Below are 12,375 nucleotides of genomic sequence, written 5' to 3'. Positions count from 1 at the left end.
TCCGCTCCTATTTCCAGCCCAGCAGAAGGGCGCCCTGATAGAAGGCGAAGGCGACGAGCCAGGCATAGACCAGCGACACGACCAGCGAGAACACCATGAACATCGTCGAGCGGCTTTCCGCGCGCACCGTGGCAACGGTGGTCAGGCAGGGCGTATAGAGCAGGCAGAACAGGCAGAAGGAATAGGCGGCCGCCGGCGACACGGTGGTCGCGATCTGATGGGCGACGAGGCCGGAAGACATGGCGTAGATGGTCGACAGCGAGCCGATGACCACTTCCTTGGCGATGAAGCCGAAGATCAGCGCCAGCGTCAGATAGGGATTGATGCCGATCGGGGCCATCACCGGTTGAAGCAATTCGCCGAGCTGTCCGCCCCAGGTATCAAGCCCGGTGGCATCGGTCGGAAAATTGGTGAGGAACCAGACGGCGACGGTTCCGATGATGATGAAGTTCGTCGCCCGGTGCAGAAATTCGCGCAGTTCGCCATAACCCCGAAGCCAGACCTGGCGGAGCGTCGGCACGCGATAGGGCGGCAGTTCCAGCACGAAAGGCTCGGTGTTTTTGAACTGCTTCGAGCGCGAGAAGATGGCCGCCGCGAGGAATGCCGCGACGAAGGAGATCACGTAGAAGGAGAACAGCACCAGCGGTCCCTGCGCCGGCGGAAACACGGCGGCGATGATGAACACGAACACCGCCAACCGCGCCGAGCAGAGCGAGAAGGGGATGATCAGCATGGTGAGCAGCCGGAGCGGCTGCGAGCGCATCACCCGCGTGCCCATCAGCGCCGGCACATTGCAGCCGAAGCCCATCATCTGCATCACGAAGGAGCGACCATCGAGGCCGATGCGGCGCATCCAGGTATCCATCAGATAGGCCGCACGTGAGAGGTAACCGCTGTCCTCGACGGCGGCCATGCAGAAGAAGAACAGCATGATCAGCGGCACGAAGGAGGCGACGGTGGCGACGCCGAGCCAGATGCCGTTGATGACGAAATTCTGCAGCCAGCTTGGGCCAAGGCCCAGCACCGGATCGAGGATCCGGTTCTGGATCCAGTCGGTGATCGCGCCGACCCAGTCCTGCGAGGGCAGGCCGATGGTCCAGACGATATAGAAGACAAACAGCATCACCGCGAAGAACAGCGGCAGGCCGAAGACGGGGTGCAGCAGGAAGCGGTCGAGCTTCTGCGTCATCGTCACCGGCGGGTTCTCGGGATAGACGACGGCGCCGGCCAGCGTTTCGGCCAGCGTCTCCTCGCTCATCAGCGTGGCGCGCAATTCTTCATAGTCTGCAAGAACAGGGGCCATGTCGACGCGCGCGGCGAGGGCGGCATCGACGCTGGCGATCGCTTCGGGATAGCCCTCGCCATATTTCGCGCTGATCAGGTGGACGGGCAGGCCGAGCCGCGCCGACAGCGCTTCGGTATCGATGACGATGCCGTTCTTGCGGGCCTCGTCCGCCATGTTCAGCATCACGACGGCCGGCAGGCCAAGCTGCCTCACCTGAAGCGGCATCAGTATCTGCCGGTCGATCTGGCTGGCATTGATGACGATGATGACAAGGTCGACCGGGTAGGTCTTCAGAAAGTCGGCGACGACCGTCTCGTCCTCGGAAAAGCCCTCGAGGTCGTAAATCCCGGGAAGGTCGACGAATTCCAGTTCGCGGCCGGAGAGCTTCACCCGGGCATTCGACAGCGAGACCGTGATCCCCGGCCAGTTGCCGACATAGGCGCTGGCGCCGGTGATGCGATTGTAGAGCATCGACTTGCCGGTATTTGGCTGGCCGATCATGGCGATGCGCGGAATGTCGTTGCGGTCGAAATTGGCGTCAGCGGGTGCGCAATGGCTCATCGAAAATCCCGTTCCCGATCGGGCAGGCGGAGGGCCTTGCCCGGCGTTTCATTTCAGCGACTGACCCCTGGGCCTCTGCGGCCTCTTTCTGTATCGAGGCCCGCGTCGATGGCGCGGGCCGGATTGCTTTCAGATCTTGCGAACCTTGACGAGTTCGGCCTCGGAACGACGAATGGCGATCTCGGTGGCCTTGCCGGCGCGCACAACCAGAGGGCCGCCGAACCAGCCGCGTCGCACCATGGAAACCTGATGGCTGCTGGAAAGCCCGAGCGCGCGCAGCCGCACCGAAAGCCCGTTCTCAAAACTGCCGGCTTCGACGATCTCGACAATGCCGCTTTCGCCGGGCTGAAGGCTTTCGAGAGAGACGATCCGCCCCTCAAGCGCCGTTTCCATGGTCGGATCGTCCATCTCTATTCGCTCCTGGCGGACCCGATTTCACGGTCGATGAAGTAATTGGCGTGGGGGCCGTCGCCGATCAGGTCGATCTTGTCGAGGATGTCGGAAAACAGGGTTTCCTCCTCACGCTGCTCGCGCACGAACCACTGCAGGAATTCGAAGGTGGCGTGGTCGCCTTCCTCTTCGGCGCGCGTGGTGGCGGCGTAGATGTTGCGGGTCACCTTCTTCTCGGTTTCGAGAATCGCCGCAAACAGTTCGCGCGGGGTTTGTGCCTCGATTTTCGGAGCCTGCATGTCGGCAATTTTCACCGCGAAGTCCAGGTCAAAGAGATAGGCCAGAAACCGGCGCATATGATCCAGCTCCTCGGTCGCCTGCGCCAGAAGAAAGGCCTGGCAGCCGGACATGTTGCGCTGGTTGCACCAGGCGGCGGCCTGAAAGTAGAAGCGCGCGGCTTCCATTTCGCCATTTAATAGCTCATTGAGCTGCGGCGCGAGCGCTCCCGAATTGGTGACTGTCATGAGGTGTCCTTTCCTGCAATGGGATATTTGTGGCACACGCGCAGCTTGTAATCAATATACCTGACTAAAATACGAAGCTTTTATTAAGAGTCTGTAATGTCGCCAGAAAGTGCATGACGCCGATAGACGCCGTTCGATTAAAGTGCGCCAAAAGTTACATTTATGCCGGGTTTGTGGCAGCGCCCGGCCGCGCCGGGCGGATAACGCTATCCTCCCAAACTGCGGATGAAAAAAGGCCGGGCGGAAAACGCGCCCGGCCGTTTACAAAGTGAACCTTGCCCGATGCTCTGGCTGAGGTCGGCAAAATCCCAACACACGCATAGTGGCGCAATGGGCAGACGGGAAACCGATTCAGCTTCCGTCCCGTCTGGCGTTAAAGCTTATAGGCGCGTTTGACCAGATTGTAGGTGAGATCGCGGGCGACTTCCGGCGCTTCGTCCTCGTCCAGCCGGCCGGTGGCCACCAGCGTCGCCAGATAGGCGCAGTCGACGCGGCGGGCGACATCATGGCGGGCGGGGATCGAGCAGAAGGCGCGGGTGTCGTCGTTGAAGCCGACTGTGTTGTAGAAGCCCGCCGTCTCGGTCGTCATCTCGCGGTAGCGACGCATGCCCTCCGGGCTGTCATGGAACCACCATGCCGGGCCAAGCTTCAGCGAAGGGTATGCGCCTGCAAGCGGCGCGAGCTCGCGCGTATAGGCGGTCTCGTCCAGCGTGAACAGGATGATGCTGAGCGCCGGGTCCATGCCGACGGCGTTCAGCAGCGGGCGCAGCGCCTCGACATAGCTGGTCTGGACCGGAATATCGAAGCCGACATTGCGTCCGTGCCGGGCCATCATCGCGCTGGAATGGTTGCGGAAGGAGCCGGGGTGGATCTGCAGAACCAGTCCATCCTCAATGCTCATCCGGGCCATCTCGGTCAGCATATGGCCGCGGAAGGCATCCGCCTCATCCGCGCTGCACGCGCCCTTCAGCGCCTTTTCAAACAGCGCGGCGGCTTCGGCCTTTGGCAGGTCCTCGGTGCGGGCGGTGGCGTGGCCGTGATCGGTGCTGGTCGCGCCGAATTCCCTGAAATAGGCCCGCCGCATGCGATGGGCGTCGAGATACTGGTCGTATCTGGTGGTATCGAGCCCAGTGATCGCGCCGAGTTTCTCGACATTTTCGGCAAAGCCCTCGAATTCGGGGTCAATCACCGGGTCGGGGCGATAGGCGGTGATCACGCGCCCGCCGGTCCAGCCGCTTTCGCGGATCTTCCGATGCCATTTCAGGTCATCCAGCGGGTCTTCGGTGGTCGCGATCACCTCGATGTTGAACCGCTCGAACAGGGCGCGCGGGCGAAACTCCGGTCGCTTCAGGCAATCGTCGATGCGATCGTAGAATTCATCCGCCGTGTCAGGCCCCAGCCGCTTGGTCAGGCCGAAGACATGCTCGAAGGCGTGTTCCAGCCAGCCCCGGCTTGGCGTGCCCCGGAACAGGTAGAAATTTTCCGAAAACAGCCGCCAGATTGCCCGGCTGTCGGTCTCGCTCGCGCCGCCATCGATGCGGGCAACCCCGAGCTTTTCCGGCGGAATGCCCTGCGAGCACAGCATGCGGAAAACATAATGGTCGGGCACCACGAACAGTTGCGCGGGATCCGGGAACGGTTCGTTTTCGGCATACCACCGCGGATCGGTATGGCCGTGCGGGCTGATGATCGGCAGCCTGCTCACGTCGCGATAAAGCGCGCGCGCCAGATCCCGCGCCTTCGGTTCAAGCGGGAAAAGCCGGTCAGTGTCGAGCATGTGCGGCTCCTTGGCCCATTGCAATTCGCCCTAAAACTAATATGTTAGTATGTAAGAGTTGTCAACGGAGGCCGCATGGTGGCCAGTATCGACCAGCCCCGGCAGACGGTGACCGACCTGATCTATGACAGGCTCTACCGCCAGGTCATCGAGAACGAGCTACCGCCCGACACGAAGCTTTCGGAAGCCGAGGTCGCGCGCAGGCTCGGCGTGTCGCGCCAGCCGGTGCGCGATGCCTTCTATCGGCTTTCGCAGCAGGGGTTTCTGCTGGTGCGGCCGCAGCGCGCCACGCTGGTCGCGCCGATATCGGTCCCGGCGGTGATGCAGGCGCTTTTCATTCGCACGGCGCTGGAGGTGGCCACCGTCGCGGCTGCGGCGGAAATGGGCGCGAATGCCGATCGCTACCGGCTCGACGCTCTGCTCGACGACCAGCAAAAGACAGTGGAAGCCGACGACCGCATGGGGTTTCACCGCCTCGATGATGAACTTCATCGCCGGATTTGCGCGCTGGCGGGGCATGATTATGCGTGGGCGCTGATCCGGGACCACAAGGCCCATATGGATCGCATCCGGCTGCTCTCATTGTCTTTCACCGCTCATGATGCGCTGGCCGAGCATCGCGATATCGTCAGCGCGATCAAGGCGCGGAACGTGGATGGCGCCGTTTCCGCCATTCGCGATCACCTTTCCCGGATCGCTGGCAGCATTGCGCGCATCCAAAAATCCAATCCCGGTTTCTTCGATCAGGAACAGATATGAAAAACATTCTCAGCATCGGCGAATGCATGGTCGAGATGGCCCCGCGCGCCGATGGGGCCTATACGCGCGGCTTTGCCGGCGACACGTTCAACGCCGCCTGGTATCTGGCGAAGCTTTTGCCCGAAGGCGCCACGGTCGACTATTTCACCGCCGTCGGCACGGATGCCGTCTCCGGCGAAATGCTCGATTTCATGGAGCGGTCGGGCGTTGGGACCGGCTGCATCCGCCGGATCGAGGAGCGCACGGTCGGCCTCTACATGATCGCGCTGAAGGATGGCGAACGCTCGTTTTCCTACTGGCGCGGCCAGTCCGCCGCCAAGCGGCTTGCTGCCGATCGCGAAGCGCTTGAGGCGGCGGTGCGGGGCAGGGACCTAATCCTGTTTTCCGGCATCACCATGGCGATTGTCGACGAGGCCGATCGTGGCACGCTGCTGGACGTGCTGGCCGAGGCCCGAAAGGCGGGCGCGGTGATCGCCTTCGATCCCAATATGCGCCTGAGGCTCTGGCCCTCGCGCGAGGTGATGGCGGAAACCATTATGAAGGCCGCCGAGGTCAGCGACATGGTGCTGCCCTCGTTTGACGAGGATGGCGCGATATTCGGCGATGACAATCCCGAGGCCACGATCGCCCGCTATCGCGCGCGCGGCGCGGAGACGGTGGTGGTCAAGAACGGCGTCGATATGATTCATGCCCGGTCCGGAGCAGAGGGCGCGATCACCTTCCAGCCGAAACCCGCCAGGGAGGTGGTCGACACCACGGCGGCGGGTGACAGTTTCAATGCCGGCTTGATCGCGGCGCTTGCGCGGGGCGAAAGTCTCTCCGACGCCATCAGCCGGGCCGCCGCTCTTTCCGCCCGCGTTATTGCCGCGCGCGGAGCGCTCGTGGCTGACGCGACTGCGTGAGGGGAATATCTGCGTTTCAGGTCTGACGGTAAGCCGTTTTTACGGAACCTTCGCCGCCGTCACCTCGACCTCGACCAGAAACTCGGCGCGGGTGAAGCCGGAGACGATCAGCAGCGTGGAGACGGGCAGGGGATCGGAAATGAACCGGTCCCGCACGTCCATATAGGCCGGGAAATCCTCGCGCATCGTCACATAGCCGTTGATGCGGATCACGTCCTCGAAGCCCATATCGGCTTCCGCGAGGATCTTGCCGATCGCCTCGAAACAGAGCTCGGCCTGTCCCTTGACCGAACGCGGGATCACCTCGTCCGCGCCGATGCCGAGTTGGCCGGAGGTGACCAGCAGCCCCGCGCCGGGCGGCACGTAAAGCCCGTGGCTGTAATTTCCGAAGGGTTTGCGCACGCCATTTGGGTTGATGCTCTTTTTCATGAAACCGCCTCCGAGACCTGCCATGAGCCGTTATTGTACTGATGCCCGACCGTCAGGCCGGGCATGCGATCTTTCGTCTTCCGCGCATCCGCAATTGCGGACGGCGATACGCTCCAATGTAGCGGTTTCGCGGGGAATTTTAAGCCGTGTAGCCGCGTATCCCCTTGATTTCCAGAAAATCCTCCATGCCCCAGTCGGCGAATTCGCGGCCATTGCCGGATTGCTTGTAGCCGCCGAAGGGAATGGCGGTGTCCCAGTCCGGATCGTTGATCGTGACATTGCCGGCGCGCAGGCGCGCCGCGACCTTGCGGGCATGGTCGAGATCGCTTGATTGCACATAGGCGGCAAGGCCATAGGGCGTGTCGTTGGCGATCGCGATCGCTTCTTCCTCGCTCTGATAGGACAGCACCGACAGCACCGGTCCGAAGACTTCCTCGCGGGCGATCGTCATGGTGTTGTCGACATGGCCGAAAACGGTGGGTTTTACGTAGTAGCCGTGATTGATGCCGTCCGGACGGCCGGGGCCGCCGACGGCAACGGTCGCGCCCTCGGATATCGCCGTTTCGATAAGCCCCTGGATCTTGTCATATTGCTGGCGGCTGACGACCGGGCCGAGATCGGTGTCTTCCGCGCGCGGGTCGCCGACCTTGAGCGTCAGCGCGGTTTTTCTGGCGATCTCCAGCGCCTCGTCATGCCTTGCGGCGGGTACCAGCATGCGCGTCGGCGCGTCGCAGGACTGGCCGGAGTTCTGGAAGCAGGAGCGCACACCGCCGGCCACCGCCTTTTCGAAGTCGGCATCCTCCAGCACGATGTTCGGCGACTTGCCGCCTAGCTCCTGGCAGACGCGCTTGACCGTGTCGGCGGCGGTCTTCGCGACGATGATGCCGGCGCGGGTGGAGCCGGTGAAGGAGACCATGTCGACGTCCTCGTGGCCGGCCATGACCTGGCCGACATCGGGGCCGGTGCCGTTGACGAGGTTGAAGACGCCGGGCGGAACGCCGGCTTCCTCCATGATCTCGGCGAAGATGATCGCCGAGAGCGGCGCGATTTCGGAAGGCTTCAGCACCACGGTGCAGCCGGTGGCGAGCGCCGGCGCGACCTTGGCCGCGATCTGGTTGAGTGGCCAGTTCCACGGCGTGATCAGGGCGCAGACGCCGATCGGCTCACGCACGATCAGCCCCTTGTTGCGCTCCTCGGAGAACTCGAAACTCTCCAGCGCCTTGCGGGTATTGCTGATATGGGAGGCGCCGACGGGAACCTGGGCGCTGCGCGCAAGCTTCAGCGGCGCGCCCATTTCGCTCATGACAGCCTCGACCAGATCGTCGGCGCGGGCCCGGTAGCATTCCAGCACGCGCTCCAGAAGCGCCAGGCGCTCCTCGCGCGTGGTAAGCGAGAAGCTCTCGAAGGCGCGGCGCGCGGCAGCCACCGCCTTGTCGACATCCGATGCCTGGCCGAGCGCGATCGCGGTGACGACCTCCTCGGTCGCCGGATTGATGACGTCGAGTGTGTCCTGCCCGTCCGGTTCGACCCAGGCGCCGTCGATGAAGAATTTTCTGTGGTGGGACATCGGTATCTCCGTAAATTGCATGCTGCGCCATCGCGCCGTCTATAGCGCATAAATGTGTTGAAGGTCACGGCTCGGCAAGCGCCGCCTCTTCAACTTTCTCCGGGATCTTTCGGCAATTGCCAGTCGATCGGCTCGATGCCCTGTTCGAGCAGGAACTGGTTGGCCTTGGAAAAATGCCGGCAGCCGAAAAAGCCGTTATGGGCCGAAAGCGGCGAGGGATGCGGGGATTTCAGCACCAGATGTCGGCTTCTATCAACAAAGCTCGCCTTCTTCTGCGCATAGGCGCCCCACAGGATGAACACGACATGCGGGCACTCATCGTTGACGATGCGGATCACGGCGTCGGTGAACTCCTCCCAGCCCTTGCCGCGATGGGAGGCGGCGGCGGCCTGGCGCACGGTCAGCACCGAGTTCAAGAGCAGGACGCCCTGCTTTGCCCAGTGCTCCAGAAAGCCGTGATCGACCTTCTGAAACCCGACATCGGCGGCAAGCTCCTTGTAGATATTGACCAGCGAGGGCGGCGTGCGCACGCCCGGACGCACCGAAAAGCAGAGTCCGTGCGCCTGTCCCGGCCCGTGATAGGGATCCTGCCCGAGGATGACGACCTTCACCCGGTCGAGCGGGGTCAGGTCGAGCGCGCGGAAATATTCCTCGCCTTTGGGAAAGACGACCTGCCCGTTTTTCTTCTCATCGACGAGAAAGGATCTGAGGCCGGCCATGTAGGCGCTTTCGAATTCCGGTTGAAGTTTCTCCTTCCAGCCCGGCTCGAGTCTGACTTCGCCCATGCTCCGCTACCTCCTGTTCGTTTCTCGCCCGGCGGCCGCAACCGCCTGCGACAATTGTCGCACTTGTATAGCAACGACGCCTCACCAATTCCAATAGAGGCAGAAGGAGGCCCCAACATGCAAACCACAGCTTTTGTTGCAACGATATTCGACGGCACGTCCAACCCGAACAAGGTGACCGTCGCCTTCACCATGGCGCTCAACGCGCTGGCGAAGGGGCATAGCGCCACGATCATCCTGATGGTCGAGGCCGTGGAACTCGGCAAGCCCGGCGCGACCGACGGCATCGATATCGGCGCGCCGTTCGAGCCGGTGTCAGACCTGCTTGAGAAATACCGAACAGCCGGCGGAAAGATCGCGATCTGCGGCGCCTGTATGAAGCATAACGGCATGAGCGCGGAAGAGATGGACCCCGCCTACGAGATCATCACCGCGCCCGATGTGATCGATCTTCTGATGAACGCCGAGGGTTCGCTGCAGATCACCTGACGGGCCACGGCATCGGCAAACGCGAGCCGGCGCGGCAGGGGACCCGCCGGCAGCGCCGGCAAATAAAGTCGCGGGCGGCGACGTTCCGGCGTTGACCGGCGCTTTGGCACAGGCCAAACTGCCGCGCGTGATCACATCGCGCTAAGAACAATCCTGACAGGGGGTTTCGAAATGCTCAACTTCAAGAAAACGGTGTTCGCCACCGCGGCGATCGCCGCTTTTGCCGGCTTTGCCGTGCCGGTCGTCGCGCAGGACACCAAGACCGTCGCCATCACCTATATCGTGGAACACCCCGCCCTTGACGCCGTGCGCGAAGGCATTGTCGAGAGCCTCGCCGAAAAGGGCTACAAGGAAGGCGAGAACCTGAAGGTCGTCGCCCGCTCCGCCCAGGGCAACATGACCACGCAGAGCCAGATCGCCGATGAATTCGCCGGCATCGCGCCGGACGTCGCGGTCGGCATTTCGACGCCATCGGCCCAGGCGCTGAAGAATTCCATGGGCGACACCCCCGTCGTTTTCGCCGCCGTCACCGACCCGGTCGCCGCCGGCCTGATCGAAAATCCGGAAAAGCCGGAAGCCAACATCACCGGCACCTCCGACAAGCAGCCGCCGAAGCCGGCGCTGGAGCTGATCCAGAAGCTGGTTCCGGGCGTGAAGACCATCGGCGTGATCTATAATCCGGGTGAAGCCAACTCGGTGGTGCAGGTCGATGACATCAAGGCCGGCGCCGCCGAACTCGGCCTGACCGTCGTCGAAAGCCCCGCCGCCCAGTCGACCATGGTGCCGGATGCGGCCCGCAACCTCGTGGGCAAGGCCGACGCCATCCTGCTGCCGACCGACAATTCGGTGATCTCGGTGCTGGAGGCGATCGTGACCGTCGGGGAGCGCGCCAAGCTGCCCGTCTTCACCACAGACACCGATTCCGTCGAACGCGGCGCGGTCGCGGCCCTTGGCTTCAACTATGCCGAAATGGGCACGGTCACCGGCGGCATGATCGCCCAGATCCTCGAAGGCACGGCGGTTGCCGATATTCCGGTCGTCGTTCCCGGCAATCAGGACCTGTTCCTGAACCTCAAGGCGGCCAAGGCCATGGGCATCGAGGTTCCGGCCGACGTCGTTGACAGCGCCAAGAAGGTCATCGAATAAACATGACGCTTTTCGCACTCGCCGGCGCGTTTGAGACCGGCCTGCTCTTCGCCCTCGTGGCGTTGAGCATTTTCATGTCATTCAGGGTTCTGGACTTTCCGGACCTGACGGTGGATGGGAGTTTTCCTCTCGGCGCGGCGGTTTCCGCCGCCGCCATCATTCACGGCATCGATCCCTTCATCGCGACGTTTTTCGGTCTGCTCGCTGGCGCGGCCGCCGGCTTCGTCACCGGCCTCCTGAATGTCCGCTTCGGCATCATGAACCTGCTCGCCGGCATCCTGTCGATGGTCGCGCTGTTTTCGATCAATCTTCGCATCATGGGACGGCCGAACCTGCCGGTCTACGGCCAGGACACGGTGTTTTCCCGCTTTGAAGATCTCGTGGGCGCGGGGCTGTGGAGTAACACGATCCTGCTGCTGATCATCGCCATCGGCGCCAAATTCATCATCGACTGGTTCCTGAAGACCGAGATCGGCCTCGGCCTTCGCGCCTCGGGCGAAAACCCGGCCATGGCGGAGGCGCAAGGCATCCGCAATGGCGCGATGACGCTGCTCGGCATGTCGATCGCCAATGCGCTCTGCGCGCTCGCGGGCTCGCTGTTTGCGCAGATGCAAGGGGTAGCGGACGTCACCATGGGCGTCGGCACCATCGTCACCGGTCTTGCGGCGCTGATCATCGGCGAGGCCATTCTCGGCCGGCGCACGGTGTTTCTGGCAACGCTTGGCTGCGTTATCGGCGCGGTCGTCTATCGCCTGTTCATCGCGTTTGCGCTGTCGGCCGGCTTCATCGGCATTCGCCCGCAGGATCTGAACCTGATCACCGCGATCGTGGTCGCCGTCGCCGTGGTGCTGTCGCAGAGCCGCGGCAAGAAGGGGCGCAAGTCGATGTTCAACTTCCGCCTCGTGCGCGGCGCGCAGCAACCGGACGAAGGGCAGGACTGATGCTGAAACTCTCCGATATCCACATCACCTTCAATGCCGGAACCGCGACTGAAGTGCGGGCGCTGCGCGGCATTTCGCTCGATATCGCGGAAGGCGAATTCGTCACCGTGATCGGCTCCAACGGGGCGGGCAAGTCGACGCTGCTTTCCACCGTCGTCGGCACGGCGAAGCCCGATACCGGCACGATCCATCTCGCCGGCAACGACGTCACCAACTGGCCAGCCGCCAAGCGTGCCCGCCTTGTCGGCCGGGTGTTTCAGGAGCCCCGGCTCGGCACCTGCTCGTCGCTGTCGATCGAGGAAAATCTGGCGCTCGCCGCCGCGCGCGGCAAGAAACGGGGTCTCGCCCTCGCGCTCGGCAAGCGCGGCCAGAAGCAGATGTTCGCCGAGCATCTCGAAAAGCTCGGCCTCGGCCTCGAGCACCGCATGGCAACGCCGATCGGCGCGCTTTCGGGCGGCCAGCGCCAGGCCGTCAGCCTGCTGATGGCGACGCTCTTGCCGATGAAGATCCTGGTGCTTGACGAACATACCGCAGCCCTCGACCCCTCGGCCGCTCACAAGGTGCTGACGCTTTCGGCCGAGATCGCCGGGGAAAGCCGGCTGACCACGCTGATGGTGACCCATTCGATGAAGGACGCGCTGGCCTATGGCTCCCGCACCCTGATGATGAATGCCGGTCAGATCGTGCTCGACATTTCCGGCGAGGAGCGCTCGAAGCTGAAGGTCTCCGACCTGCTGGAACGCTTCGGCCGCGCGGCCGGCACGGAGATCGACGACGATCAGCTGATGCTGGCGTAGCAAAAGCGCTCTCCGCCCATTCC

13 protein-coding genes are annotated in these 12,375 nt (G+C 63.1%); 6 read left to right on the top strand and 7 right to left on the bottom strand.

All coding sequences use genetic code 11. From position 1 onward, the window contains the following. Positions 1–7 precede the first annotated feature (7 nt). The 4 genes from feoB to uxaC form a co-directional block, all read right to left on the bottom strand. Positions 8–1,846, bottom strand: coding sequence for a ferrous iron transport protein B (feoB, locus tag K7H91_RS18120; protein ID WP_230721632.1), 1,839 nt, complete (start codon positions 1,844–1,846; stop codon positions 8–10). A gap of 129 nt (positions 1,847–1,975) precedes the next feature. Then, positions 1,976–2,254 carry a FeoA family protein gene (locus tag K7H91_RS18115; RefSeq protein ID WP_230721631.1) on the bottom strand — a complete coding sequence of 93 codons (279 nt, stop codon included), beginning with the start codon at positions 2,252–2,254 and terminating at the stop codon, positions 1,976–1,978. 2 nt (positions 2,255–2,256) lie between these two features. Then, positions 2,257–2,760, bottom strand: a complete 504-nt coding sequence (locus K7H91_RS18110; RefSeq protein WP_230721630.1) for a ferritin — start codon at positions 2,758–2,760, stop codon at positions 2,257–2,259. A gap of 373 nt (positions 2,761–3,133) precedes the next feature. Continuing rightward, the gene (uxaC, locus tag K7H91_RS18105; protein ID WP_230721629.1) at positions 3,134–4,537 is read right to left on the bottom strand and encodes a glucuronate isomerase; all 1,404 of its coding nucleotides are present in this window, start codon (positions 4,535–4,537) and stop codon (positions 3,134–3,136) included. A gap of 75 nt (positions 4,538–4,612) precedes the next feature. Between uxaC and K7H91_RS18100 the strand changes: the two genes are divergently transcribed. Together K7H91_RS18100 and K7H91_RS18095 are read left to right on the top strand one after the other, a co-directional pair. Then, entirely contained in the window at positions 4,613–5,296 is a 684-nt protein-coding gene (locus K7H91_RS18100; protein WP_230721628.1) for a GntR family transcriptional regulator, read from the top strand. Continuing rightward, positions 5,293–6,198, top strand: a complete 906-nt coding sequence (locus K7H91_RS18095) for a sugar kinase (protein ID WP_230721627.1) — start codon at positions 5,293–5,295, stop codon at positions 6,196–6,198. Before K7H91_RS18100 ends, K7H91_RS18095 begins: the two co-directional genes overlap by 4 nt. Before the next feature lie 39 nt (positions 6,199–6,237). Here K7H91_RS18095 and K7H91_RS18090 read toward each other — a convergent pair whose 3' ends face one another. The 3 genes from K7H91_RS18090 to ung all read right to left on the bottom strand — a co-directional run bounded on the left by K7H91_RS18090 (position 6,238) and on the right by ung (position 8,979). Continuing rightward, entirely contained in the window at positions 6,238–6,627 is a 390-nt protein-coding gene (locus K7H91_RS18090; RefSeq protein WP_018065029.1) for a RidA family protein, read from the bottom strand. 139 nt (positions 6,628–6,766) lie between these two features. Continuing rightward, complete coding sequence (locus tag K7H91_RS18085) at positions 6,767–8,194, bottom strand: aldehyde dehydrogenase family protein (RefSeq protein WP_230721626.1); 1,428 nt, start codon at positions 8,192–8,194, stop codon at positions 6,767–6,769. A gap of 89 nt (positions 8,195–8,283) precedes the next feature. Continuing rightward, positions 8,284–8,979, bottom strand: a complete 696-nt coding sequence (gene ung / locus K7H91_RS18080) for a uracil-DNA glycosylase (RefSeq protein WP_230721625.1) — start codon at positions 8,977–8,979, stop codon at positions 8,284–8,286. Positions 8,980–9,096: 117 nt separating this feature from the next. Here ung and K7H91_RS18075 point away from each other — a divergent pair, with 117 nt between their 5' ends. From K7H91_RS18075 to K7H91_RS18060, 4 genes are all read left to right on the top strand, one after another. Continuing rightward, positions 9,097–9,468: a DsrE family protein gene (locus K7H91_RS18075; RefSeq protein WP_230721624.1), complete on the top strand. Its 372-nt coding sequence runs from the start codon at positions 9,097–9,099 to the stop codon at positions 9,466–9,468. A 171-nt stretch (positions 9,469–9,639) separates the two neighbouring features. Next, positions 9,640–10,614 (top strand): ABC transporter substrate-binding protein, encoded by a 975-nt coding sequence (locus K7H91_RS18070; RefSeq protein ID WP_230721623.1) that lies wholly within the window; start codon positions 9,640–9,642, stop codon positions 10,612–10,614. A gap of 2 nt (positions 10,615–10,616) precedes the next feature. Further along, positions 10,617–11,555, top strand: coding sequence for an ABC transporter permease (locus tag K7H91_RS18065; RefSeq protein WP_230721622.1), 939 nt, complete (start codon positions 10,617–10,619; stop codon positions 11,553–11,555). Then, positions 11,555–12,352, top strand: coding sequence for an ABC transporter ATP-binding protein (locus K7H91_RS18060; RefSeq protein ID WP_230721621.1), 798 nt, complete (start codon positions 11,555–11,557; stop codon positions 12,350–12,352). The genes K7H91_RS18065 and K7H91_RS18060 overlap by 1 nt, the downstream gene beginning before the upstream one ends. Positions 12,353–12,375: the final 23 nt, after the last annotated feature.

It is taken from the genome of Martelella mediterranea, assembly GCF_021021415.1.
GTDB classification, from domain to species: Bacteria; Pseudomonadota; Alphaproteobacteria; order Rhizobiales; family Rhizobiaceae; genus Martelella; species Martelella mediterranea_C.
The sequence above is the reverse complement of the archived record's forward strand: the minus strand, read 5'-3'. Positions and strand labels throughout refer to the sequence as shown.

Excerpts from the sequence above, each read along its gene's own strand:
- feoB (WP_230721632.1), bottom strand. The coding sequence starts at position 1,846 with ATGAGCCATTGCGCACCCGCTGACGCCAATTTCGACCGCAACGACATT.
- K7H91_RS18115 (WP_230721631.1), bottom strand. The coding sequence starts at position 2,254 with ATGGACGATCCGACCATGGAAACGGCGCTTGAGGGGCGGATCGTCTCT.
- K7H91_RS18110 (WP_230721630.1), bottom strand. The coding sequence starts at position 2,760 with ATGACAGTCACCAATTCGGGAGCGCTCGCGCCGCAGCTCAATGAGCTA.
- uxaC (WP_230721629.1), bottom strand. The coding sequence starts at position 4,537 with ATGCTCGACACTGACCGGCTTTTCCCGCTTGAACCGAAGGCGCGGGAT.
- K7H91_RS18100 (WP_230721628.1), top strand. The coding sequence starts at position 4,613 with ATGGTGGCCAGTATCGACCAGCCCCGGCAGACGGTGACCGACCTGATC.
- K7H91_RS18095 (WP_230721627.1), top strand. The coding sequence starts at position 5,293 with ATGAAAAACATTCTCAGCATCGGCGAATGCATGGTCGAGATGGCCCCG.
- K7H91_RS18090 (WP_018065029.1), bottom strand. The coding sequence starts at position 6,627 with ATGAAAAAGAGCATCAACCCAAATGGCGTGCGCAAACCCTTCGGAAAT.
- K7H91_RS18085 (WP_230721626.1), bottom strand. The coding sequence starts at position 8,194 with ATGTCCCACCACAGAAAATTCTTCATCGACGGCGCCTGGGTCGAACCG.
- ung (WP_230721625.1), bottom strand. The coding sequence starts at position 8,979 with ATGGGCGAAGTCAGACTCGAGCCGGGCTGGAAGGAGAAACTTCAACCG.
- K7H91_RS18075 (WP_230721624.1), top strand. The coding sequence starts at position 9,097 with ATGCAAACCACAGCTTTTGTTGCAACGATATTCGACGGCACGTCCAAC.
- K7H91_RS18070 (WP_230721623.1), top strand. The coding sequence starts at position 9,640 with ATGCTCAACTTCAAGAAAACGGTGTTCGCCACCGCGGCGATCGCCGCT.
- K7H91_RS18065 (WP_230721622.1), top strand. The coding sequence starts at position 10,617 with ATGACGCTTTTCGCACTCGCCGGCGCGTTTGAGACCGGCCTGCTCTTC.
- K7H91_RS18060 (WP_230721621.1), top strand. The coding sequence starts at position 11,555 with ATGCTGAAACTCTCCGATATCCACATCACCTTCAATGCCGGAACCGCG.